This is a genomic window from Marinobacter alkalisoli (assembly GCF_045449795.1).
Lineage (GTDB): Bacteria > Pseudomonadota > Gammaproteobacteria > Pseudomonadales > Oleiphilaceae > Marinobacter.
This window is the reverse complement of the sequence record NZ_JBJJLB010000032.1, coordinates 185,852-207,025: the sequence shown is the minus strand read 5'-3', so window position 1 is coordinate 207,025 and position 21,174 is coordinate 185,852. Positions and strand designations below refer to the sequence as shown.

At 57.7% G+C, this 21,174-nt stretch carries 24 protein-coding genes; 7 read left to right on the top strand and 17 right to left on the bottom strand.

Going from position 1 to position 21,174, the window contains the following annotated elements; genetic code table 11:
* Window positions 1-15: 15 nt before the first annotated feature.
* From tnpC to ACJO3M_RS16030, 4 genes are all read right to left on the bottom strand, one after another.
* A complete protein-coding gene (tnpC, locus tag ACJO3M_RS16045; RefSeq protein WP_406999692.1) occupies window positions 16-1,560 on the bottom strand; it encodes an IS66 family transposase in 1,545 nt (514 codons plus the stop codon).
* Window positions 1,561-1,635: 75 nt separating this feature from the next.
* Window positions 1,636-1,971 (bottom strand): IS66 family insertion sequence element accessory protein TnpB, encoded by a 336-nt coding sequence (gene tnpB / locus ACJO3M_RS16040; RefSeq protein WP_406999690.1) that lies wholly within the window; start codon window positions 1,969-1,971, stop codon window positions 1,636-1,638.
* Window positions 1,968-2,342 (bottom strand): IS66-like element accessory protein TnpA, encoded by a 375-nt coding sequence (gene tnpA / locus ACJO3M_RS16035; protein ID WP_406999688.1) that lies wholly within the window; start codon window positions 2,340-2,342, stop codon window positions 1,968-1,970. The genes tnpB and tnpA overlap by 4 nt, the downstream gene beginning before the upstream one ends.
* A 175-nt stretch (window positions 2,343-2,517) precedes the next feature.
* Entirely contained in the window at window positions 2,518-2,994 is a 477-nt protein-coding gene (locus ACJO3M_RS16030; RefSeq protein ID WP_407002393.1) for a hypothetical protein, read from the bottom strand.
* Between the two features lie 558 nt (window positions 2,995-3,552).
* Here ACJO3M_RS16030 and ACJO3M_RS16025 point away from each other — a divergent pair.
* The gene (locus ACJO3M_RS16025; RefSeq protein ID WP_407002392.1) at window positions 3,553-3,738 is read left to right on the top strand and encodes a hypothetical protein; all 186 of its coding nucleotides are present in this window, start codon (window positions 3,553-3,555) and stop codon (window positions 3,736-3,738) included.
* 173 nt (window positions 3,739-3,911) lie between these two features.
* Window positions 3,912-4,496, top strand: coding sequence for an antibiotic biosynthesis monooxygenase (locus ACJO3M_RS16020; protein WP_407002391.1), 585 nt, complete (start codon window positions 3,912-3,914; stop codon window positions 4,494-4,496).
* Window positions 4,497-4,593: 97 nt separating this feature from the next.
* On the opposite strand, the gene ACJO3M_RS16015 is transcribed toward ACJO3M_RS16020, so the two are convergent.
* The 4 genes from ACJO3M_RS16015 to ACJO3M_RS16000 all read right to left on the bottom strand — a co-directional run bounded on the left by ACJO3M_RS16015 (window position 4,594) and on the right by ACJO3M_RS16000 (window position 6,427).
* Window positions 4,594-4,842 (bottom strand): DsbA family protein, encoded by a 249-nt coding sequence (locus ACJO3M_RS16015; RefSeq protein WP_407002390.1) that lies wholly within the window; start codon window positions 4,840-4,842, stop codon window positions 4,594-4,596.
* Window positions 4,843-5,196: 354 nt separating this feature from the next.
* The gene (locus tag ACJO3M_RS16010) at window positions 5,197-5,847 is read right to left on the bottom strand and encodes an AI-2E family transporter (RefSeq protein ID WP_407002389.1); all 651 of its coding nucleotides are present in this window, start codon (window positions 5,845-5,847) and stop codon (window positions 5,197-5,199) included.
* Window positions 5,848-5,983: 136 nt separating this feature from the next.
* Complete coding sequence (locus ACJO3M_RS16005; RefSeq protein WP_407002387.1) at window positions 5,984-6,133, bottom strand: hypothetical protein; 150 nt, start codon at window positions 6,131-6,133, stop codon at window positions 5,984-5,986.
* Between the two features lie 90 nt (window positions 6,134-6,223).
* Window positions 6,224-6,427: a CsbD family protein gene (locus ACJO3M_RS16000; protein ID WP_407002386.1), complete on the bottom strand. Its 204-nt coding sequence runs from the start codon at window positions 6,425-6,427 to the stop codon at window positions 6,224-6,226.
* A 393-nt stretch (window positions 6,428-6,820) separates the two neighbouring features.
* Between ACJO3M_RS16000 and ACJO3M_RS15995 the strand changes: the two genes are divergently transcribed.
* Entirely contained in the window at window positions 6,821-7,369 is a 549-nt protein-coding gene (locus ACJO3M_RS15995; RefSeq protein ID WP_407002385.1) for a hypothetical protein, read from the top strand.
* Between the two features lie 6 nt (window positions 7,370-7,375).
* Here the strand turns inward: ACJO3M_RS15995 and ACJO3M_RS15990 are convergent, their stop codons facing one another.
* The gene (locus ACJO3M_RS15990; RefSeq protein WP_407002384.1) at window positions 7,376-8,077 is read right to left on the bottom strand and encodes a matrixin family metalloprotease; all 702 of its coding nucleotides are present in this window, start codon (window positions 8,075-8,077) and stop codon (window positions 7,376-7,378) included.
* Between the two features lie 137 nt (window positions 8,078-8,214).
* Window positions 8,215-8,382: a hypothetical protein gene (locus tag ACJO3M_RS15985; protein WP_407002383.1), complete on the bottom strand. Its 168-nt coding sequence runs from the start codon at window positions 8,380-8,382 to the stop codon at window positions 8,215-8,217.
* 175 nt (window positions 8,383-8,557) lie between these two features.
* Here ACJO3M_RS15985 and ACJO3M_RS15980 point away from each other — a divergent pair, with 175 nt between their 5' ends.
* Both ACJO3M_RS15980 and ACJO3M_RS15975 read left to right on the top strand, forming a co-directional pair.
* Window positions 8,558-10,945: a catalase gene (locus ACJO3M_RS15980; RefSeq protein ID WP_407002382.1), complete on the top strand. Its 2,388-nt coding sequence runs from the start codon at window positions 8,558-8,560 to the stop codon at window positions 10,943-10,945.
* Window positions 10,946-10,975: 30 nt separating this feature from the next.
* Window positions 10,976-12,259 carry a DUF2254 domain-containing protein gene (locus ACJO3M_RS15975; RefSeq protein ID WP_407002381.1) on the top strand — a complete coding sequence of 428 codons (1,284 nt, stop codon included), beginning with the start codon at window positions 10,976-10,978 and terminating at the stop codon, window positions 12,257-12,259.
* Between the two features lie 2 nt (window positions 12,260-12,261).
* Here ACJO3M_RS15975 and ACJO3M_RS15970 read toward each other — a convergent pair whose 3' ends face one another.
* From ACJO3M_RS15970 to ACJO3M_RS15960, 3 genes are all read right to left on the bottom strand, one after another.
* The gene (locus ACJO3M_RS15970) at window positions 12,262-13,479 is read right to left on the bottom strand and encodes a diguanylate cyclase domain-containing protein (protein ID WP_504362681.1); all 1,218 of its coding nucleotides are present in this window, start codon (window positions 13,477-13,479) and stop codon (window positions 12,262-12,264) included.
* A gap of 196 nt (window positions 13,480-13,675) precedes the next feature.
* A complete protein-coding gene (locus ACJO3M_RS15965) occupies window positions 13,676-14,740 on the bottom strand; it encodes an endonuclease/exonuclease/phosphatase family protein (RefSeq protein ID WP_407002397.1) in 1,065 nt (354 codons plus the stop codon).
* A gap of 60 nt (window positions 14,741-14,800) precedes the next feature.
* Window positions 14,801-14,896 (bottom strand): GlsB/YeaQ/YmgE family stress response membrane protein, encoded by a 96-nt coding sequence (locus ACJO3M_RS15960; protein ID WP_407002380.1) that lies wholly within the window; start codon window positions 14,894-14,896, stop codon window positions 14,801-14,803.
* Window positions 14,897-15,158: 262 nt separating this feature from the next.
* Here ACJO3M_RS15960 and ACJO3M_RS15955 point away from each other — a divergent pair, with 262 nt between their 5' ends.
* Complete coding sequence (locus tag ACJO3M_RS15955; protein WP_407002378.1) at window positions 15,159-15,779, top strand: hypothetical protein; 621 nt, start codon at window positions 15,159-15,161, stop codon at window positions 15,777-15,779.
* A gap of 111 nt (window positions 15,780-15,890) precedes the next feature.
* Here the strand turns inward: ACJO3M_RS15955 and ACJO3M_RS15950 are convergent, their stop codons facing one another.
* Window positions 15,891-16,397: a PRC-barrel domain-containing protein gene (locus ACJO3M_RS15950; RefSeq protein ID WP_407002377.1), complete on the bottom strand. Its 507-nt coding sequence runs from the start codon at window positions 16,395-16,397 to the stop codon at window positions 15,891-15,893.
* Between the two features lie 290 nt (window positions 16,398-16,687).
* On the opposite strand from ACJO3M_RS15950, the gene ACJO3M_RS15945 reads away from it, so the two are divergent.
* Entirely contained in the window at window positions 16,688-17,362 is a 675-nt protein-coding gene (locus ACJO3M_RS15945) for a spermidine synthase (RefSeq protein ID WP_407002376.1), read from the top strand.
* A gap of 66 nt (window positions 17,363-17,428) precedes the next feature.
* Here the strand turns inward: ACJO3M_RS15945 and eat are convergent, their stop codons facing one another.
* Genes eat through ACJO3M_RS15930 form a run of 3 tightly spaced genes read right to left on the bottom strand, consistent with a single transcriptional unit; the run spans window position 17,429 to window position 21,129 of the window.
* A complete protein-coding gene (eat, locus tag ACJO3M_RS15940; protein WP_407002375.1) occupies window positions 17,429-18,871 on the bottom strand; it encodes an ethanolamine permease in 1,443 nt (480 codons plus the stop codon).
* A gap of 22 nt (window positions 18,872-18,893) precedes the next feature.
* Entirely contained in the window at window positions 18,894-19,724 is an 831-nt protein-coding gene (eutC, locus tag ACJO3M_RS15935; protein ID WP_407002374.1) for an ethanolamine ammonia-lyase subunit EutC, read from the bottom strand.
* Window positions 19,717-21,129, bottom strand: a complete 1,413-nt coding sequence (locus ACJO3M_RS15930) for an ethanolamine ammonia-lyase subunit EutB (protein ID WP_407002373.1) — start codon at window positions 21,127-21,129, stop codon at window positions 19,717-19,719. Before ACJO3M_RS15930 ends, eutC begins: the two co-directional genes overlap by 8 nt.
* Between the last annotated feature and the right edge of the window lie 45 nt (window positions 21,130-21,174).

The window sequence follows — 21,174 nt, the reverse complement described above, 5'->3', positions numbered from 1 at the left end:
GTAAGCGTCCGGCCATCACACCTTGTCAGTAATAGCCGGCTTCCAGTTGTGAGGCAATAGCTCATCGATGGCGTTGTTCTTCTGCATCGGGAGACGGGTCAGCACATCCTTCAGATAGGCATACGGATCATGTCCGTTCAGCTTCGCCGACTGGATCAGAGTCATGATGGCAGCCGCACGCTGACCACTGCGCAGTGATCCCGCGAACAACCAGTTGGAGCGGCCCAGCGCCCAGGGCCGGATCTGGTTTTCCACCCAGTTGTTGTCGATGGGCACAGCACCATCGTCCAGGTAGCGCGTCAGCGCTGCCCAGCGTTTGAGGCTGTAATCCAACGCTTTGGCCGTGCCGGAACCATCCGGCACTTTCTGGCGATGCGCCAGCATCCACTGATGCAGCGCATCAGCAATCGGCTTGGCTTTTGTTTCCCGGATTTCCTGCCGCTTGTCCGGTGGCAGGTCTTTGGTGTCCCGCTCGATTTCGTAGAGCCTTCCGATGTACTCCAGCGCCTTAGCGGCTAGCTCGCTCTTGTTGGCTTCGTGCAGATCGTAGAACTTGCGCCGGGCGTGGGCCATGCAACCGATCTCGATGATGCCGTTGCCGAACCCGGCCTTGTAACCAGCGTAATCATCACAGACCAGCTTGCCCTGCCAGTCACCCAGGAAGGTGCGGGCGTGTTCGCCTGCACGGCTGGGCGCGAAGTCATAAACGGTGGCTTTCAGGTCCGAGAACGGTGTGGTGCAGTAAGCCCAGACGTAGGCCTTGTGGGTTTTCTTCTTGCCCGGGGCCAGCATGCTGACCGGGGTTTCATCGGCATGCAGAACGCTGTGGTCCAGCAGGGTGTTTCTCAGCGCATCCACCAGGGGCTGTAACTGCACACCGCAGGCACCGACCCATTCGGCCAGGGTGGAGCGCGGAATTTCGAGGCCGGCGCGACCGAAGATGCGTTCCTGACGGTACAGCGGTAGATGATCGGCGTACTTGGCCACCAGGACCTGAGCCAGCAGACCAGCGGTGGGAATGCCCTTGTCGATCACCTGCGGTGGCACCGGTGCCTGGACCAGGGTCTCGCAACTGTCACAGACCCACTTGCCCCGGATGTGGCGTTCCACCGTGAACTCGCCCGGAACGTAGTCCAGCTTTTCGCTGACGTCTTCGCCGATGCGCTTGAGCTGGCAGCCGCAGCGGCACTGAGTGTTTTCGGGCTCGTGGTGGATCAGGGTGCGGGGCAGTTCCGGCGGCAGCGGGGTGCGCTTGGGCTTTTGCTTTGGCCGGGCAGCTTTCTGCTCCTCGGTCATCGCCTGTTCCAGCTCGACTTCGATAGCCGCCAGGTCGCTGTCGATCAGTTCATCCAGCAGTCGTCCCTGGACGGCGTCCAGTTGCTCGCTGCGCCGGGCATACTTATGGCGCTTGAGGATGGCCACTTCGTGAGTCAGCTTCTCGATGACCGCATCACGGTGCACCAGGGCCCGCTCCTTGTTCTCGACACGATCGAACAGTTCCGTGGCAAGAGCACGGAGCTGATCGGCAGAGAGTTGGTCGAGATCGGGGCGCTGAGTCATGCCCGTCAGTATGCCAAGTCCATGTGCCGCAAGCGATTCGCGGTTCTGGCTATGGCGATATCACTCAGCTTATGGTTACAGAATGGAGATCACGCCTTCAGCGCCAAGGCGTTGCCAGGGCAGGCCCTGAACCAGAGCGGATAACTGTTCCTCAGTCAGGCGCAGTTGGTCACCGCGCCAGGCTTCGCCCCAGTGGAACTTGCCCCGATTCAGCCGGCGAGCACAGAGCCAGATGCCCAGGCCATCGTGGATCAAGACCTTCATCCGGTTGCCCCGTTTGTTGGCAAACAGGTAGGCGCAATGCGGCCTGGCAGAACCGAAGACCTGAATAACCCGAGCCAGCGCTTTGTCTGGCCCGGCTCGCATGTCCAGCGGCTCAGTGGCCAGCCAGATCTCGTCAATGCGGATCATCCCAGCAGATCCCGCAACAGGGCGGCACACTGGTGGGCCTGCTCCGCAGGCCACTCCACCACCACCGCACCACCGGCGCGGGGAATCTCGATGCGGATGGTGCTACGCTTATCCGAGACCGATTGGTTGCCCGGTGCAGAGGTTGCAGCAGGCAGATTAACCGGAACAAATCCCGGTGTTGCTGGTGTTTTATCCGCTCGCTGCGCTTCACTCATCCAGCGCCGGACCATGTTGGCGTTGAGACCGTTATCCAGTGAAATCCGGGAAACGGAGGCCCCGGGTTCCAGGCATTTGGCGACAATCTCGGCTTTGAATTCGCGGGAAAACCGGCGACGGCGTTGGTAGGGCTTGGTTACGCTTAATTCGTTCATGTTAAGTGTCCACTAGAAAATAAGTGGACACTATCCTGACGTTGGCAGCGCCGTGCTCAAGATGGGATCACCGGACGCTTACTTTCTAGCCGCGATGATGCTTGGTGCAGGAATGAGACCACCCGGCGAACCGGGTGGAAGTATCCGAGAAAGCAGTTTGCCTAACCGGAACAATTTAATACTCGAACATGATCTCCTCTAACGTCAGCCTCGTGCCCTGAACAGCAAGGGAGTCATACGTTTTCCGTTTAAGCTCTGGAGACCAAGCATGAGGAAGCTCTGCCTCAAGGAAGGTCCATAAGTCGACGACATTGTGATCTTTTGATCCGGCTTTTGAGCCAGCGAAACACATCCCCGAATCTTCAATGACGCGCTCCGCTTCCCGCTCTGCGAACTGGTCTATCGTCGAGGGAAGCGCCTTCTCTAGCCCGTTTAGTACGCGCAGACAGAATTCCGAATTCAAATACTGCGGCGCATCTGCATCTAGGTGAGACTCAATGGCTGCTGTGAGGGCGCGCCAAGGTGAGAAACCACTAAACCGAGCAATCTGCTCGAGATGGTAGGTATAGCCGGGTTTAGTTGCCTTCGATTCTTCTTTGGCTGCACGTGTAAGGTGTTTAAGAAATGCGGTAGGTGTAGGTGCTGAGTACATCATCCCCTCCAACTTAAATCGTATTGGCTGCCATTCCCGCTTAGCCTCCGCCCGATAAGGTGAAGGTATGAAACTGTGTTGCAAAGGGCTGCAAGGAGCTTTACGTATAGCGGGAAGCGCGGCGGCGTGCCCAGACACCTGCACTTAAGATATTGGAATGGGCCGACTGGGTCAACTTCGCATTGAGCTGGCTTGGGGATAGAGTTATCGTGCTTTGGGTTTCCTGAGGCCGGATCTACCTGCGCTATAGGGCTAACAATGCAAAGGCAAAGGCTCACCGCCCGCAATTAAGATTCCTACCTATTAGCTTTAAAACATAACAACCCTGAAGCTGGCTGCTATTTGGGGGTACATATGGGGGTATAAGTAATATAAAAAATAAATAAATCCTTTATTAACAATATCTTGCAATAAACTTTGAGTCCTGCCGGGGGTACCATTCTCCCCTCTCCCGTCGTGCAACGATTCACATAGTATTCTCTGATAACATATCCAACCTGTGATACCCCCCCCCCCGGACAAAGGAAGCCAAGTTCACAAACAATAAGAGGTCAGCACATGCGCCCGGAAGAGCTGGAAAAATTTCGCCAACAACTACTCGAACTACGTGAAGACCTGCTCTCAACCAGCGAGGCCCGGGACGAGGCCAGCGGAACCGTGCACCTGGACCAGCAAAGTGTGGGCCGGCTCTCCCGTATGGATGCCCTGCGCTCTGAGTTTGGCCCGCTGCCTTTACTGCATTGATTGCGCGCGGTAGCCCCTGATACAGACTCACATCAATGCACAGACATGTTCCACCCATGGAACACACCGTTCAGAACTCCGACCTACCCCCGCCCACGAATTTCAACTAGATTCTTTAAGCGGTTCGCCGCGTCTTATCGGCGATAACAATATGCTTGGTCAGGAGATCGGTCATGAGCGATGAAGCGACAAACGCCACGTCCAGTGTGCATTACAATTCAGGCAGATCGATCATTATCCGGCACACTGTCCGCCCCCGGCTCCGGGATCGCTACGAAACCTGGCTACGACAGATTATTACCGCCGCGGCTGAATTTCCCGGACATCAGGGCGTTCATGTGGTCCGTCCGCCCGAAGGAAGTGACACGTTTGAAATTGCGGTGCGGTTTTCCAGCAAGGAAGAGGCCGAAGCATGGCTTGACTCGGACATCCGCAGGGAGCTGATATCCGACATCGCTTCGGCACTGGCGTCTGACGAGCAGGTTGAAATCAAAAGCGGCATCGATTTCTGGTTTACCCCACCGGCCTCGAAAGCCAAACAACCCACGCGATGGAGACAGTGGCTCATCACCACGGCTGTGATATGGCCACTGACCATGATCGTACCTGTGGTGTATCAACCCTTGTTTGAAGGCGTTCCAGAGCTTGCCGTCTGGGGCGTCCGCCACGGGATCGTCGCCGCGACCATTGTCGCCCTTGTGGTGTATCTGATTATGCCGCGCGTGGTCCGGCTCGTAGCGGGTTGGCTATTCCGTTAGGCCGGCAGGACAACGTGTACGGTTACTGAGCAGAAACAGCCCGAAAGACGCACGTACCGCAAAACTGACCAGGATGATGATGCAGCCTGCGAGCCGATCAGCGCGCGTTTATGTGCTGCTCCAGTTGCGGTAACCGATCCTGCCCGAAAAACATCTCATCCCCCACAAAGAAGGTCGGGGCCCCGAACACGCCCCGGCCAACCGCCTCTTCCGTCAGACGTTTGAGCTCCGCCTTCACTGCGGCATCGTCGCAACGCGCCAGGACGTCTTCGGCATCAAAACCGGCCTGCTGCAGTACGCTGACGGCGGTTCCGGGATCGTTCAGGTTCTTTTCCTCAACCCACATCGCGTTGGTCCAGTGGGGGAATACTCACATGGCGGACGAGCGCGGAGCACCGCTGCTTCACATTCATAAATCCTGCGGCCACCGCATGGCTCCGGTGACCGTATGCTCTCACTGCAAGGAAGAAGTCGGCGCGCGGGATGTGCGTGTCGAGATTGGGCCGGCATGGGAGGGAACCATCGACGGCCTGGTTCAAACAAACAGAACGCTGGTGACGGAACATCGACATTGTCGCCAGTCCTCATGACCTCCCATCCGGGCTGCTCAGCGCGTGTTCCAGACTGGTCTTGATCTCGCTCCAGATAGCGACGAAGAACGCCGTCAGGGGAACCGCGAGTACCATGCCGATAATGCCGCTCAAGACCGTGCCCCAGAAGAACAGGGAAATAACCACGAGTGCGGGGTGAAGAACAGGAACAGGGGGACGAAGCTGATGCCCGCCAACAGCCCCAGATAGTTCATGATGGTCGTACCCGGGTCTTTCAGGACTGGCAGGGACTCCTTCCCATCGCCGTTCTCCATGCTGGAGGATATCATGGCGCTGAGTTCCGGGAAGTAGATGGAGAAATGCTCCTGCCAGTTTGCCAGTGTGTTGGGCAAAACGGTCATCAACTGGACGATCTGGCTGACCAGGGTGGGAACGAGCAAGAAAATCAGGCCGCCGATACTCGCGAAGAAGGCCATCAGCAGAAGAATGATGGCCAGCAAGCGGGGTAAGTGAAGCCGGGTCTCGAGAAACTCCACCACAGGATGAAGCACCAGCGCCAGAATGCCAGCCAGGGACAGCGACAGGAGCAGGTTGTAGAACTCGTTCAGTACCCAACTGAATGCCCACAAGATGATTCCGATCAGCGCGGTCAGTGCAACCAGGGACAACAGAACCGCCGTGTAGCGAAACAGGCGAAGCTCTACCGCGTTGAACAGTCGTTGATCCGGCCGATCCCCCACCGGGTTCTGACCGGCAACCTTCGCGCCGCCATCCAGGGGTTCCTGCACCTTGTGGGACATCGCGGGTTCCTGCGTTAGTTGCGTGCGGATTTACCGAACATCAGCAGTCCAACACCAGCCACCGCAGAAGCCGCGCCAAGGATCAGGAACCAGGTGGTGGATCAACCCCACAACAAGTAACACAAGAGCCAGAATTCTATTGCTCGTCATTGACCTCTCCTAACACGGTGTCGTCCTTGCCGCCATGCTTCCTGGCCTTACCCTTGTTCTCTGTGTTCTCACGGTCGGCCTCCTTTGCTTTTTCCTTCTCCTCGTTCTCACTATCTTTGACCTGATTCTTGTTCATGAGCTGATCTCCAGATGTTTGTACCGTTTGGGGCCTGCCTGCAACACAACATTGCAGGCAGTGTGTAACAACCGACGGGACTATCGTGTGTCAGTGCCTGGAGGACTCTTCGAAATCCTTAACCTGCTTCTCGGCTTCGTCTCTCGAAACACCGTAGGCCTGCTGAATTTCGCCCGCCAGCTGGTCTCGCCTGCCGGCAATCTCGTCAAGTCGATCATCGGTCAGCTTGCCCCACTGTTCTTTCACTCTTCCCTTGAGTTCACTCCAGTTACCTTCAATGGTGTCCTTGTTCATCTTTACTCTCCTTTGGCGCTATGGCCGGCTCGTGGAATCGTTGGACGCCCCCCGATGACGCACAACTGCGCGCCATCGATCATTCATCATTCCTTTTAATCAAACCGGTGTCTGTGCGATATCAGACACAGACACCCGTTTGATTGGGCGAGCGGGCCTCGGTTCGATCTATGACTTGATGTGCACGATATTTTGACCTGCGGGAAACCGGGCTTTGAAATGCATCCCTTATGTGCGCTTCCGCACAGACAGCCAAGCGGGCAGGCACAGATGCTGAGTAAGTGCGTTCGCGTCGGTTGATTACCGTGGTATCCGCCGCACCACGGTTCGCGCCAGGTACGTAATGGCGCATTTCGGAAATGCGATCTGAAGAATGCAAGCAAGGAGCTTCTCATGATCAACGTCAATAGTGCGGTAATCTCTCTCTGCCTACTCGGTGCATTGCCCATGGCAGCAGTCGCACAGTCCTCGGAGTTCGGCCCAAATGAGGGCGACCGGGAATTCTCCATCTCCGGCACCGGCAGTAACGACCGGGATTTCAATAGCGGCAGCTTCGGTGTAACCGGCGATCTTGGTTGGTATTTGCGGGATAGCCTGGTTGCCGGTGTCCGGCAAAGCATCACTTTCGCCGATATCGAAGGCGAAAGCGTCTCGGATGATTTCTGGAACGGCTCAACCCGTGGTTACCTCAACCAGCAGTTCCTCGACAACCGTGCGCGGCCCTTCGTCGGCGCCAGCCTCGGCGGCATCTACGGAGACGGCGTCAAGGACAGCGCCTTCGCAGGTTTGGAAACGGGCATAAAGTACTACGTGCTGACCAAGACCTATTTTCTCGCTCGCGCGGAGTATCAGTTCTTGTTCAGCGATACCGATGATGCTAGCGATGCGTTCCAGGACGACGGTATCTGGGCCTATACGGTGGGTCTGGGTTACAACTTCTGAATTAAGTCAGAGCGCTGACTTGAAGAGGTGGGAGTCGGGGCCATCGGCCAGTTGGCTGCCATTGGCTCCACGCCCGTAGAGCCGACGGACGCCACGCAGATCCCCGGGCTGCAGCCCGGGGAAGGCCTCGGTGTAGCGAAACCCCATCACCTGCCCGGATGGACCGGGATGGTCCAGGCCGATGGCGTGACCAATCTCATGAATCAGCGTATAGCGGATGTCGTAGACTTCCTTGTCACCACCGAATCCAACCTTCCACTTCTGGTCGGGGTTCAGGCACACCAGCGCCTGCTCGATGGTGCGCACACCCTCTTTCTCATCGGGGGCGTAGGATACATTGGCGAATGCCCGCATGCGCGGCTGGCCTTGTGCACCGAGAATGATATCCGCATCCCGGGCATCAGCAACCCGGTGGAATGAAAGATCAGCAGCGCGCTCCCAAACCTGAAATGCCGCTTCGGTCTCGCGCGCCAGCGTCTCGAAGGAAAGATCCTGCCCGGAGAGCGATTTCATCGGCGCCAAAACACCGCAGTTGCGCGCATCATCGAACTGCAACGTCTCGTCAGCGAAGGCATAGCTGATGCTCGCCCCCACCCCTAATGTCTGCTCGCCCCACTTGACCTTGTAACCGTCCAGCTCAAGCAGCCGATACCCATCTTCTCTGTCTCCGGCAAGCAACGGAAGAGACAGCGGCAGACAGGCAGCCACTATCAGCGCTCTTATGATATGCCCGGACGGAAAGGGGCGTTCCCACGATGCCAATACTCGATTCATTACGACAGAGTACTGACAACCATTGGAGATATCGGTTGTAGTTTGGTAAGGGAATGTTTACCCGAGAAAGGCTACCCCAGCCCGACCGGCGGAGGCCACAGCCACGCAGTATCCACGGCCAATGCGGCCAGGCCCACGCCCATGCCGGCGGCCATGGCCACGCTCATCGCCACCGTGATCTCTCCCAGGCGCAGGATAGTCCAGCGGGGCCGTGGCCTGCCCCGGTTCGTCGCTCCCATGCTGCTCCCCCCTTATTGTGGCCGATCGGAACTGAATGACCGGGGTAGGTCCGGCTCGCCTTAAGCGTTCGTTACCGAACAGACAGCTCTTCCCGGCGGCACGAAAATCCACTGAGGCAAGTGGTTCGAGAGTCATCTCGATTGTCCACATTCCCCACTTTCACGGAGAAGAATCATGGCCAGGAAAAAGAAACCGACTCTGTCATCACGAGAGAAAAACGATGGCAATAAGTCTGCCACGACAGGCCATAGAGACGATGGTGTGCTCAGAACCAACGACATTGTCGCGGAGCACGCCCGCGCAAGCGAAGACTTCGTCGCTGCAATGCCCTATAACAGTATCAAGGCGCAGGAGCACGGTCACGCCAATGCCGTGACGCCACCGGCCGGAGAGACTGTAGAGCCGGATTCCAGTGCATTGACCGCGAGCACGACCACAGAGGATACCGGGACCGAAAAAACCGGCGGCACAGCGCGGCTCGGAACGAACGCGACCGTCGCTCCGCTCGACCGGGTTAGAGTCGACGCAAGCGGTCAACCGTCGACGACGAATCAAGGTGTTCCCATTGGCGATAACCAGAACACGTTGAAAGCCGGATTGCGGGGGCCATCGTTACTCGAAGACTTCATTCTACGGGAAAAAATCACCCATTTTGATCACGAACGCATCCCGGAGCGAGTCGTCCATGCACGCGGCTCGGCAGCGCATGGCTACTTTGAAGCCTACGACGCGCTGACCAAGGTCACTCGCGCGGCGCCGTTCGCCGAGAAAGGCAAAATCACACCCGTGTTCGTGCGCTTTTCCACAGTGGCCGGCGAACGCGGTTCGAAAGATACCGCGCGGGACATCCGTGGCTTCGCGGTGAAGTTCTATACCGACGAAGGTAACTGGGACCTAGTCGGAAACAACATACCGGTATTCTTCATCCAGGATGCGATGAAATTTCCCGACCTGGTTCATTCCGTCAAGCCGGAACCGCATCACGGCATGCCCCAGGCGGCGTCAGCCCATGACACCTTCTGGGACTTTGTCTCGCTGATGCCGGAATCCACTCATGTGCTGATGTGGGTGATGTCGGATCGCGGCATACCACGTAGCTACAGGATGATGCAGGGCTTTGGCGTTCACACGTTTCGCCTGGTCAACGAGCAGGGGCAATCCGTATTCTGTAAGTTCCACTGGAAGCCACTGCAGGGAACTCACTCACTCGTTTGGGACGAAGCCGTGAAAATTTCGGGCGCGGATCCCGATTTCCATCGGCGGGATTTGTGGGAAGCCATCGAATCCGGCGAATTCCCCGAATGGGAGCTGGGGCTGCAGATTTTCACCGAGGAGCAAGCCGAGAGCTTCAGCTTCGACGTGCTCGACTCCACCAAGATTGTGCCGGAGGAACTGGTGCCGCTCACGCCCGTCGGACGCATGGTTCTGAACCGCAACCCCGACAATTTCTTCGCGGAAACCGAACAGGTCGCGTTTTGTACGGCGCATGTTATACCGGGTATCGACTTCTCCAATGATCCTTTGCTCGCCGGTCGTATCCATTCTTATTCCGATACGCAGATCACGCGACTCGGCGGCCCCAACTTTCACGAAATTCCGATCAATGCATCCCTTGCCTCGGTGCAGAACAACCAGCGCGATGGTTTGCACCGTCAGGCGGTGCATCGCGGGCGTGTTGCGTACGAACCGAATTCATTGGCGGGCGGCTGCCCCTTCCAGGCTGGCACAGCAGGATTCGTATCTTTCCCCGATGCTAATGTCGAAGACAAGGTCCGTGGAAAACCGGAGAAGTTCGCCGAGCACTATGCTCAGGCCACCCTGTTCTTCGACAGTCAGACGGCTGTCGAGCAAGCGCATATTGTGGACGGATTCCGTTTCGAGCTTAGCAAGGTCGGTGTTCCCGCCATACGGGAGCGGATGTTGTCCTCCCTGGTGAACGTTTCGCCAGATCTGGCAACCAGGGTCGCCGCGGGTTTGGGCATGGAGGTGCCCAAAGCCATGCCGAAGGCGATGGAAAACCCTCCGTCCCCTGAAGTCACCGCATCTCCAGCCCTTTCTCTGATGGCGCTGCCGGGCGAATGCGGTGTCCGCACGCGACAGATCGCCGTGTTGGTGGAGGAAGGCGTCCACCATGCCTCGCTCGCCAGCCTTCACAGCGCGCTGACGGATGCGGGAGCCGTGGTTCATTTTGTAGGTCCACGGGTAGGCCTGTTCGCAGGCGACTCGGGCGAACAAATAGAAGCGGACAAATCGATGGAAAATGCGCCCGGATTCCTGTTCGACGCACTGGTATTGCCCGATGGCGACAAAGCGGTCCAGGCACTGGCGGGTAATGGAGAGACGATGGAGTTTGTTAACGATCAGTTCAGGCACTGTAAGACGATCCTTGCTTTCGGCGCCGGACGGCAGCTGCTGGAAATGGCAGGCATCGAATCAGCGGCGGAGGACGTCCCGGGTATACTTTTGGCAGAAAGCGCCGATGCCGCCGAGATCGCGTCCGCCTTTATCAATGCGGTCGCGGCTCATCGTCATTTTGGCTCTGACAGGGTCCCTCCAACCTGATGTATCATCACAGCAGTTGGAGGAACCAGTATGTTGAGCCCGGACAGGTTTCGTTTTGCTATCAGCCGCATTAAAGAGCGTTTGTGGGTCAAGCCACTGGTGCTTTGCGTGCTTTCTATTGGTGGTACCTTCATCGCCAAACTGGCTGACGATACGGGGCTTTCCAGTGTGTTGCCCGAGATTACCCTGGAATCTGTCGAGTCCCTGCTGTCCATCATGGCGTCCAGCATGCTGGTTATTGCGACTTTTGCGGTAGGCTCCATGGTGGCCGCTTATGCATCCGCCAGTGCCGGTACGACACCTCGTTCCATACCGCTTGTGATTGCTGATGACGTTACCCAGAACGCATTGTCTGCGTTTATAGGCGCCTTCATCTTCAGTATTGTATCCCTGATAGCCATCCAGAATGACCTGTTTGACTCTGCAGGCCGATTTGCGATCTTCGTGCTGACCCTTCTGGTGTTCGCCATTGTCATCATCACTTTCGTTCGCTGGGTGGACAGAATTGCCCGGTTGGGCCGGGTGGTTAACACCATTGATAAAGCGGAAAAGGCAGCCGGCGACGCACTGGATCGTCGCCGCCATGCGCCCGCACTCGGTGCTTTGACAGCCTCCCCGCATCAGGCCGGAGACAAGGGAGTCCCTGTATGTTCTTCAACGGTTGGTTATGTTCAGCATATTGATCTGGAGACGTTACAGTCCTGCGCTGAAACGCTCAATTGCCGCGTGATCGTGACAGCGCTGCCTGGTACATTTGTGAGCACACGCCGGCCGCTGCTTCGTATTGTGGGGGGTATTGGAGGGAGCGTTGAGGGATGCGAGACGTTCAAGCCAGACGACTTTTCCAGCGCCTTCACGATTAGCTCAAACCGTGCTTTTGAAGATGATCCCCGCTTCGGGCTTCTTGCCTTGTCCGAGATCGCCGACAAGGCGCTGTCGCCTGGTATCAACGACCCGGGAACCGCGATCAATGTCATTGGCACAATGGTCCGACTGTTTACGCTTTGGCAATCTCCGCTTGAAAAGGACAAATTACGGGCGATCACCTATGACCGCGTAGCGGTTCCGGAGCTGGTGATCGACGACTTGTTCGACGATGCCTTTACGGCCATTGCCCGTGACGGCGCGGGTATCGTTGAAGTGTCCATCCGACTGCAGAAAGCTCTTTGCGCGTTGGCCGCAACAGATGACAGTGCGATGGTCACCGCCGCCAAAAAACAGTCACGGATGGCACTGGTCCGTTCGGAGCAAGCCATGTCACTTCAGGATGATATCGATGCTGTGCGCAGAGCCGCTGCGTTTTCGGCCCCGTAAGTTCAGGACAAATGTCCGTCTGTTTTATCGGATGTGCCGTAAAAGCACATCCGGTTGGAACCGGATTCTTTGGCGTTATACATGGCCCGATCCGCGGTTTTTAGCAGAGCTAAAGGAGAGGATGCATCCTGGGGATAAAACGAGATCCCAATGCTGGCCGAAATCTGGACTGCCTGTAGTGCAGTCTGGAAGGGCATCGCGAGCGCATCAATGATCGTCTGGGCCACACGCTCAACATCCTCGCGCCGCTTGGCGGCGGTGAGAATCACGGTAAATTCATCGCCGCCCAGACGCGCAACCGTATCGTCCTCCCGGACACAATCGGCAAGGCGCTCTGCCACGTCGCACAGTACGCGGTCCCCCGCTTCATGGCCTAGCGAATCGTTAACCTCCTTGAAGCCATCAAGATCCATGAAAAGCAGGGCAAGAGGCAGACTACTGCGCTTTGCATGTTTGACCTCCTGTTCCAGTCGATCCAGGAACAGACGTCGATTCGGCAGCCCGGTCAGCAGGTCATGGTGGGCGTTGTGCCACACTTTTTCCTCGGCGAGCGCCTGTTCGGTGATATCCCGGAAAATGCAGACGGTGGCTTCGGTGTGTCGATGCTCGTCCAGCACGGGCGCAAGCAGATACTCGAATCTTTCACCCCGGCCAGAAGCAAACATGTGGACTAACTTGCCCCGGTAGGTGGACTGCTCAGCAATCACCTTTTCCAGGTTACGCTGGAAGTCCGAGGCGAACGAAAACCCGAGGTCAAAGGCGGTTTTTCCGATGATCGCCTCAGGCTGTAGAGCGAAAAGGTCGGCAGTGGCCTTGTTTGCATAGATGAACCGGCCCTCAAGGTCCAGCACATAAATCGGATCAGGAGAGGCGACCAGAATGGCACCGAACAGCCGGGTTTCCATCTCTTTTACGGTCGCATACTGCTCCAGCGATTCGGCGACGGCCTGGTCTATCGCTTCATGGAATCTGGTGAGGTCTTGAAGCTGTTCGCCGGCAATGGTTGGGTAAGCTTTAGTCCAGTGTGACACCACACTTGCCCGCAGGGCCCGGAACTCGGAAACCGTCTCAACGACGCTGAAGCCGCTGGTCTGTCGATCGCCGCCGTGCACTTCTGCCCAGGACTCCTCCCCGTCCTCCGGCTCAAAACCTTTCGATTTGGCAGCCTGTTCTGATTCACTCTGGCGTGAATCGAGATCGTCGGCAATCTCCAGAAGCATTTCTCTGGCGTGGTCACGCAGCCCGGTCCTGCCCATATGCCTGGCATGAAGGATAGTTTTGGCAAATGCTTCCCAATCCTGAAGAATGGGCTCTATTTCCGCCCGGATAAAATCCGCTAGTCGTAACTTTGTCTGCATGTCTTTGGCTCCCAATAAGAGCAGAAAAGATCAGGAGCGGCACCAGCTCCTGACAGGCTTATTCATCTGTTTTCTGCTTACCATCCGCGATCTTCTTATCGACCTGCTCGCCTTCCGCCCGGTTGGCATCCGGTTCTTCCTGATCGGCTTCTGCGCCGGGTTCCAGGCTCAGTTCGATGAAAATGGGAAAATGATCGGATCCCCAGGCAGGCCCTCTTTCCATGCGCACGAGCTTGAAATGATCGGAGTGGAAGACGTGATCGAGCGGCCAGCGCAGGAGCGGGTTCCTGGCGTTATAGCTGCTGTACATGCCCCGCCCGACACGCGGGTCCAGCAGGCCGCTGGCTTTTTGAAAAAGGGTCGTGGTGTAGGACCAGGCAACATCGTTGAAGTCCCCAGCGACAATGGTTGGCCGGTCGCGCTTCTCCACTTCGCGGCCCACGATTAACAGTTCCGCATCGCGTTCTGTCGTCTCTTTTGCATACTGCGGGTTGGGCGGGTCGGGGTGAACGAAATGAATAAAAACCCGGTCACCGGAAGGCAGCACCACCTGCATATGCATCGACGGAATGCTGACTTTAAGAATAAACCGGATCTCGGGATCGACCATCTCCAGACGGCTGAACACGAGCATGCCATAGGTGTTGTTGAGCGGTTTTTTGAGTGTGTGCGGATATGTGTCTTCCAGTGGTCTGAGCGCTTCCTCCCACCAATCATCTGTCTCCACGGTGAGAATCACATCCGGATCATAGTCACGAACGATCTCCAGAAAGGCCTGCGACTCCCGGTTGTCTATCAGCACGTTTGCGACCAGCAGACTGAAGTTGGCGTCGTCTGAGTCCGATTCAGCCGCCAGCACCTGCTTGGGCATCAGCACTGTGTACGGAAATATCTTTACTATCTGGTATCCCAATGCCAGCACCAATAGTCCGAGAACGACGGATTCATAGACGCGATGTGGGTTCCAGAAATAGAGATAGAGGGCAAGAAGCACGATACCTGCGACGGTAATCTGCCCTCTTGGAAAATCAAAAACACGGATCCACCATTGGTCAAACCGCAGTAGCGGAAGAGCCGTCGCAATCACCAGCAACAGGGCCAGTAAAACCAGAACAATTCTCATGGCATACAAAAGGGCTTCCCGGGCCGGCCGCGCGGTCCGTCTGCGCGGCTGGCCCCACCCTTAGCGTGCGGAGCCGCGCTGTATGAGCCTCACGATAGCGAGCAGTATCACTGCACCGATCAGCGACACGATGAAGCTCATGACGGTGATGCCCATAATTCCTTCCTCCGAACAGTCTCGACGCAACGGGCGTCAGTGGATGAAGCGTACACCTGCCGTTCTGCGATCACTGTGCGTTACCGCACTCTCGAACCCCATGCCAAGACTCCGCAGTGCTATGTGGGTTACTGCACCGACCCGGCAGGGCTTCGCTGACTACCATTCAAGATCCAGCTTGCCGACACCGGCCGGATGGTTGAACCGAACCCAATGACGCAGCCGCCCTGGCGCGTCGCCTACCAGTGTTCAGGAGGAATCAATGAAAAGGAACCGGTATATCAAGAAGCAATTGGACGAGTTGTTGTATCAGGCTCTCGAAACCGAGCGCGGAGGTATAAAGATCTACGAAACCGCGCTGTCATGTGTGCAGAACGAAGACCTGAAAGGTGAATGGGAGGAGTACCTTGAACAGACACGCACCCACGAGCAGATACTGCTGAAGGTGTTGGAGGAACTGGGACTGAATCCGGACACCGTAACCCCCGGTCGGGAAGTGGTAGCACACATCGGAGATTCGCTGGTCGCGGCAATGAAAATGGCCAAGTCGAAGGGCAGTGCCGCAGACGCTCAACTTGTGGCCGGCGAGTGCGTGGTCCTGGCAGAAACCAAGGACCATCAGAACTGGGAACTGATCGGGCATCTGGCCGAACACGGCCAGGGGGATGCAACCGGTGCGCTAAAAACCGCGTTCGAAGCGGTGGGGCAGGAAGAAGACCATCACCTCTACCACACGAAGGGATTCACCCGCGAATTGTGGGTCGAATCGCTCGGTTTGCCGGCAGTCCTGCCGCCCCCGGAGGAAGTGAAGTCGGTTGAAACCGCAATCGGCGCCGCACGGGCGGAAAACCTGCGCGACGACATGCTGAAACCGAAGCACTGACGGATTCCGCGTGTTGGCATCTGGTAAGAATGTGTACCGGCCGAGCATGAAAACGGCAGAGGCTTTCGCCCCTGCCGTTTATTCATTCCACTAGAATGGAGTTACTGGAACTCACTCCTGTCTTTCAAACTCAGGCGCACCTTCCAGATCCTCACGGGTCAGGTCAATCCGCAGATCCTGCTCATCAGAAGCGCCCAATTTCGTTACGTCATCCCAGCCAATGGCTACGTCTTTTTCACCCATGCCCAGGAATCCGCCGACGCCGACGACAACAGCCACGACCTGACCGTTCTGATCAATAATCAGATCGCTCACCGCGCCCACATCCTCATCACCAGTGGTTTTAACGTCAGCACCAATCAGGTCGCTTGCCTGCATGCCATTAGCCGGAGCAGAGGCTAAATAGCCCTGGTTCTGCATGCTGGACTGGTCGCCCGTTTTTTGGTCGCTTTGCGCAGTACTGGTGGTAGATTCCATGGCGTCCTGGTCAGGCTGAGCGCTCTGCTGTTCCTTATCAACATCCTTGTATCCAGATTGTTCCGCAAGCACAGCACCTGAACCTAACGCTATAGTCGGTGTGACCAGTGCATAAAAGGCTAAGGAATGTAGTTTTTTCATAAGATTCTCCTGCGAATCGGGTGTTATGGTCGGACAAAATGTCCTGTGTAACCGCTTCATCACAGCTTTCCCTTCCCCGCGTCATTTTCAAGAAGGAGACTGAATCGTCATGAGACATGGCGATTCAGGATGAGCTTCCAACTTACGCGTAAGGCGTTGGCCTGTCGGTTCGCTGACGCACTAAGTTTGGAGTAAAACGATTAAATACCCCCGTTTTAGGGCCAATCGGAACCTATACCGGCCATCAATGCGTTAAGATGCTGGTCCGACTTTGCTACCCGGAACCCCAAATGGCTCGCTTCAACGAAATCGGCACCGCAACCATTCCCGGCAAGGGAACTCAGCTACGCCTGCTGCAACGCAATGATGAATTCTCCATCAAGATTGCCGGTACCACCGGTGAACTGATGAACAGCCGGATACACGGCTCCGAGGATGCCCTGGCCACGCTTGCCTGTGAGCGTATCAACGGGCAACCAGAGCCCCGCGTGTTGATTGGCGGGCTCGGCATGGGATTTACATTGGCAGCGGCGCTGTCATCGCTGAATGATGATGCCCGGGTAACGGTGGCCGAACTGGTGCCCGAAGTGGAAACCTGGAACCGGGGGCCGCTGGGGGCTGCAGCCGGGTTCCCGTTGAATGACCCAAGGGCCAGCGTTCACGTTGGCGATGTGGCGGAGTTGCTCAGGGATGGCGATGGCGACTGGGATGCCATCCTGCTGGATGTGGACAACGGCCCGGAAGGACTGACCCGTAAGGAAAACAATTGGATCTACTCCCCTGCGGGCATTGCCGCCGCCCAGAAATCCCTGCGTCCGGACGGCATCCTGGCCTATTGGTCCGCGGGACCCGAGCACGCCTTTACCGAAAGGCTCCGCCGTGCCGGGTTTGCCGTGGAACCGGTTACGGTGCGAGCCTTGCGTCCCGGCAAAGGTGCACGCCACGTGATCTGGCTGGCCTGGTAAAGGTCTCTGTCATTCATGGGCCCGGGGCGCCCGCCACTACAGGCAGCACCCCGGGGCTCATGGCGTTCAGGCCTCGGCAGCCTTGGGTGGCACCTCCCCTGCACTGTCTTCCTCCAGATCCGATTCCGCATCCAGAATCAGAGCCAGTTCTTCATCCGCTGTCTTGGCGACAAGCTTGTTCTTGCCATAGGCAAAGTAGTAAACAGCGCCGACCACAAACAACACCAGCGTGTAGTTGAAGGCACGCGGATCGAAAGCGTAGACACCCGTCATGGCGATCAGCGACAGCACCAGTGCCAATGACGAGGTGAAGATGCCACCGGGCGTTTTGTAGGGGCGCGGCAGGTCCGGCCGGTTCAGGCGCAGCAGGATGTGGCTGCCGGCCATCAGGGCGTAGGAGATGGTCGCTCCGACCACGGCCATGCCCAGGATCAAATCCCCTTCCCCGGTCAGCGACACCAGGAAGCCGAACACACCGGGCACGATCAACGCCCACTTTGGCGCCTTGCGCTCGCTGGTCAGTGACAGGACCTTGGGCAAGTAGCCTGCGCGGGAGAGTGCAAACACCAGCCGGCTGTAGCCATAAATGATAGAGAAGAAGGAGGCAATCAGCCCCATCAGACCCAGCATGTTGATAAAGGTAGCAAGATTCCCGCTGCCGGTGGCTTTGAGGGCGTCCACCAGGGGAACACCACTTGCACCAATCAGATCGGCACCGGCCGCCCCTGCCAGCAGGAACACCACCAGTGTGGCGGTGAAGAGCAGAAAAATCATCGCCCCGATGATGCCCCTGGGCATATCCCGCGCCGGGTCCTTGGATTCTTCCGCTGCCAGGGGAACACCTTCAACGGCCAGAAACAGCCACATACCAAACGGAAGCGCTGCCCAGACCCCGTACCAGCCGAACGGCAGGAACTCGCTGGCGCCGGCGGCATCCGTGGGTGCGATATTGAAGAGGTTGGCGGTATCAAAATCGCCAACAAGGGCCACTGCAGTGGCGATGATAGCTACCACGGCCAGCCCGCTGATCACCATCATCACCTTGAGCGCCTCACCCACGCCGGCAAGGTGAATACCGACGAACACCGCATAGAACAGGGCATAGACCCAGGGCCCGTTGATGCCCAGCAGTTCCTCTACCGCGGCGCCGATGAAGATGACGATGGCCGCGGGCGCCAGGGCGTATTCAATCAAAACCGCCAGCCCGGTCAGGTATCCGCCCGCCGGCCCCATGGCGTGCCGGGCAAAGCTATAGCCGCCCCCGGCTACCGGAATCGAGGCCGACATCTCCGCCAGCGAAAGCACCAGTGCGAAATACATCACGGCCATCAGCGCCGCGGCAATGGCAAAGCCACCCCAGCCGGCTTCACCGATACCAAAGTTCCAGCCGGCAAAGTCGCCGGAAATGACGTAAGAAACACCCAGCCCCGCCAGCAGTACCCAGCCGGCCGTGCCTTTCTTTAACTGGCGCTTGGCCAGATAATCCTTGTCTACGTTGCTCGTTGTCATCTGCGTTCTCCAGGTAAGTTCATCAGTTATCCGTGAGGAAGTTTTTGTTATTCGCGGTTTTCTCGATCACCACCTCTTCTGTCCGATCCTTGAGACCGACTCCGGAAATCCCGAGCCGTCTTGCTTCACGCATCAGATAGAGGAGGCGTTGGCTGGCATGTTCAAAACTCAAACCCGCAGGCCGCACGTTGGAGATGCAATTGCGGCGCGCGTCGCTTAACCCACTCTCGGGGCCCCAGGTGAGGTAAATCCCCAGGCTGTCGGGAGAGCTGAGACCGGGGCGCTCGCCGATCAGGACAACCACCACGCTGGCTCCCAGGCATTCACCAATCTGGTCACCGATGGCCACCCGCCCCTGCTCAACAATGGTCAGGGGCGCCAGTCGCCAATCCCCTGAGTTGTCCTCAAGATCCCTGAGAAACTGCGTGACCATGGGCACTGCATTATTCTGGATGGCGGATGACGACAGGCCATCGACAATCACGATGGCGATGTCTGACTCACCCGGATCGCTGGCTCGATGCCCAGCGAGGCACTCCGCAGATTCCTGGGACAGGCACCGCCCGAGATCCGGGCGCTGTAGATAGGTCAGTCGATCTTCCGCCTGGCTTTTGAGCCGCAGCGGAGACTTCTCAGGTAATGCCGTTGATGATTCGGCCAGATCGTCCACCAGACGCTCCACATCCAGAGGAAAGTGGACGGCATCCCTCGCCTGGGCGTGGGCCAGCTGGAACTTGAGGAGTTCGTGGGTAGGCAGGCTGACACCGGCTCTGCCGAGACCAATCCTGGCGTCAGTGAACTGGCGCAACACCCTCCAGACATTGCCGGTCACAATCGGCTTGTGCTCACTCATGACCGGCCTCCCGGGTGAGGCCCTTCAATGGCGTCTTGAACAGGTCTGGTAACTGCCTGCTCGGTTCATAACGGGAGGTGCTTTCGAAGATCTTCATGCGAACCAGCCAATCCTCGAATTCGGGGGCCGGCTTCAGGTCCAGGACACGGCGGGCGTAAAGGGCGTCATGGAAGGAGGTGGTCTGGTAATTCAGCATGATGTCGTCGGAGCCGGGAATGCCCATGATGAACGTGCAACCGGCGACCCCCAGCAAGGTCAGCAGGTTGTCCATATCGTTCTGGTCGGCTTCGGCGTGGTTGGTGTAACAAATGTCGCACCCCATGGGCACGCCCAGCAACTTGCCGCAGAAGTGGTCCTCCAGTCCCGCCCGGGTGATTTCCTTGCCATCGAACAGGTACTCCGGCCCGATAAACCCGACGACGGTGTTGACCAGCAAAGGATCAAAACGCCGCGCCACGGCGTAGGCCCTGGCTTCACAGGTCTGCTGGTCAAGACCGTGGTGGGCGTTGGCGGATAGCGAGCTGCCCTGCCCCGTCTCGAAATACATCACGTTGTTGCCGACCGTGCCCCGCTTCAGGGACAGGGCCGCATCCTGGGCCTCCTGCAACGTCGCCAGATTGAACCCGAAGCTGCTGTTGGTGGCCTCGGTGCCGCCGATGGACTGGAACACCAGGTCCACGGGTGCGCCCTGCTCAATGGCCTCCAGGGTGTTGGTAACGTGAGTGAGCACACAGGACTGGGTGGGAATGTCGTATTTCTGGATAACATCATCCATCAGGCCCATCAGCTTGATGGCCTGGCTGACGTTGTCCGTGGCCGGGTTGATGCCGATCACCGCATCGCCGTTGCCATAGAGCAGGCCGTCCAGCAGGCTTGCGGCAATGCCCGACACGTTATCGGTCGGGTGGTTCGGCTGGAGGCGGGTTGAGAGGTGGCCAGGCAGGCCGATGGTGTTGCGGAACGCCGTTGTCACCTGGCATTTCTTGGCCACCAGGATGAGATCCTGGTTCCGCATCAGCTTGCTGACGGCCGCCACCATTTCCGGCGTCAGGCCGCTGCGGAGCCGTTCCAGCGCTTCTGGCGTGGCCTGATCGCTCAGCAACCAATTGCGAAAATCCCCAACGGTGAGATGCGCAACCGGAGCAAACGCAGCTGAATCGTGAGTATCCAGTATCAGGCGCGTCACCTCATCCTGTTCATAGGGCACCAGCGCCTCGGAAAGAAACGCCAGCAACGGCAACTCGGCCAGGCGCATCTGGGCAACAACGCGCTCCTCGGCCGACTCGGCAATAACCCCGGCGAGCCGGTCACCGGAGCGTGCCGGCGTGGCCTTGGCCATCAGGTCAGCCAGATTCCTGAAATGCCAGGTCCGCGTGCCCAATGTGTACGTGTACTTGTAACCCATGTGCTTTTTCGCCCCTTAACAGTGTTCCCCCGGAACAATCACTCA

Bases quoted from the DNA above. Each gene is read 5' to 3' on its own strand.
- tnpC (WP_406999692.1), bottom strand. From the start codon at position 1,560: ATGACTCAGCGCCCCGATCTCGACCAACTCTCTGCCGATCAGCTCCGT.
- tnpB (WP_406999690.1), bottom strand. From the start codon at position 1,971: ATGATCCGCATTGACGAGATCTGGCTGGCCACTGAGCCGCTGGACATG.
- tnpA (WP_406999688.1), bottom strand. From the start codon at position 2,342: ATGAACGAATTAAGCGTAACCAAGCCCTACCAACGCCGTCGCCGGTTT.
- ACJO3M_RS16030 (WP_407002393.1), bottom strand. From the start codon at position 2,994: ATGTACTCAGCACCTACACCTACCGCATTTCTTAAACACCTTACACGT.
- ACJO3M_RS16025 (WP_407002392.1), top strand. From the start codon at position 3,553: ATGCGCCCGGAAGAGCTGGAAAAATTTCGCCAACAACTACTCGAACTA.
- ACJO3M_RS16020 (WP_407002391.1), top strand. From the start codon at position 3,912: ATGAGCGATGAAGCGACAAACGCCACGTCCAGTGTGCATTACAATTCA.
- ACJO3M_RS16015 (WP_407002390.1), bottom strand. From the start codon at position 4,842: ATGTGGGTTGAGGAAAAGAACCTGAACGATCCCGGAACCGCCGTCAGC.
- ACJO3M_RS16010 (WP_407002389.1), bottom strand. From the start codon at position 5,847: ATGTCCCACAAGGTGCAGGAACCCCTGGATGGCGGCGCGAAGGTTGCC.
- ACJO3M_RS16005 (WP_407002387.1), bottom strand. From the start codon at position 6,133: ATGAACAAGAATCAGGTCAAAGATAGTGAGAACGAGGAGAAGGAAAAA.
- ACJO3M_RS16000 (WP_407002386.1), bottom strand. From the start codon at position 6,427: ATGAACAAGGACACCATTGAAGGTAACTGGAGTGAACTCAAGGGAAGA.
- ACJO3M_RS15995 (WP_407002385.1), top strand. From the start codon at position 6,821: ATGATCAACGTCAATAGTGCGGTAATCTCTCTCTGCCTACTCGGTGCA.
- ACJO3M_RS15985 (WP_407002383.1), bottom strand. From the start codon at position 8,382: ATGGGAGCGACGAACCGGGGCAGGCCACGGCCCCGCTGGACTATCCTG.
- ACJO3M_RS15980 (WP_407002382.1), top strand. From the start codon at position 8,558: ATGGCCAGGAAAAAGAAACCGACTCTGTCATCACGAGAGAAAAACGAT.
- ACJO3M_RS15975 (WP_407002381.1), top strand. From the start codon at position 10,976: ATGTTGAGCCCGGACAGGTTTCGTTTTGCTATCAGCCGCATTAAAGAG.
- ACJO3M_RS15970 (WP_504362681.1), bottom strand. From the start codon at position 13,479: ATGCTTCTGGAGATTGCCGACGATCTCGATTCACGCCAGAGTGAATCA.
- ACJO3M_RS15965 (WP_407002397.1), bottom strand. From the start codon at position 14,740: ATGAGAATTGTTCTGGTTTTACTGGCCCTGTTGCTGGTGATTGCGACG.
- ACJO3M_RS15960 (WP_407002380.1), bottom strand. From the start codon at position 14,896: ATGGGCATCACCGTCATGAGCTTCATCGTGTCGCTGATCGGTGCAGTG.
- ACJO3M_RS15955 (WP_407002378.1), top strand. From the start codon at position 15,159: ATGAAAAGGAACCGGTATATCAAGAAGCAATTGGACGAGTTGTTGTAT.
- ACJO3M_RS15950 (WP_407002377.1), bottom strand. From the start codon at position 16,397: ATGAAAAAACTACATTCCTTAGCCTTTTATGCACTGGTCACACCGACT.
- ACJO3M_RS15945 (WP_407002376.1), top strand. From the start codon at position 16,688: ATGGCTCGCTTCAACGAAATCGGCACCGCAACCATTCCCGGCAAGGGA.
- eat (WP_407002375.1), bottom strand. From the start codon at position 18,871: ATGACAACGAGCAACGTAGACAAGGATTATCTGGCCAAGCGCCAGTTA.
- eutC (WP_407002374.1), bottom strand. From the start codon at position 19,724: ATGAGTGAGCACAAGCCGATTGTGACCGGCAATGTCTGGAGGGTGTTG.
- ACJO3M_RS15930 (WP_407002373.1), bottom strand. From the start codon at position 21,129: ATGGGTTACAAGTACACGTACACATTGGGCACGCGGACCTGGCATTTC.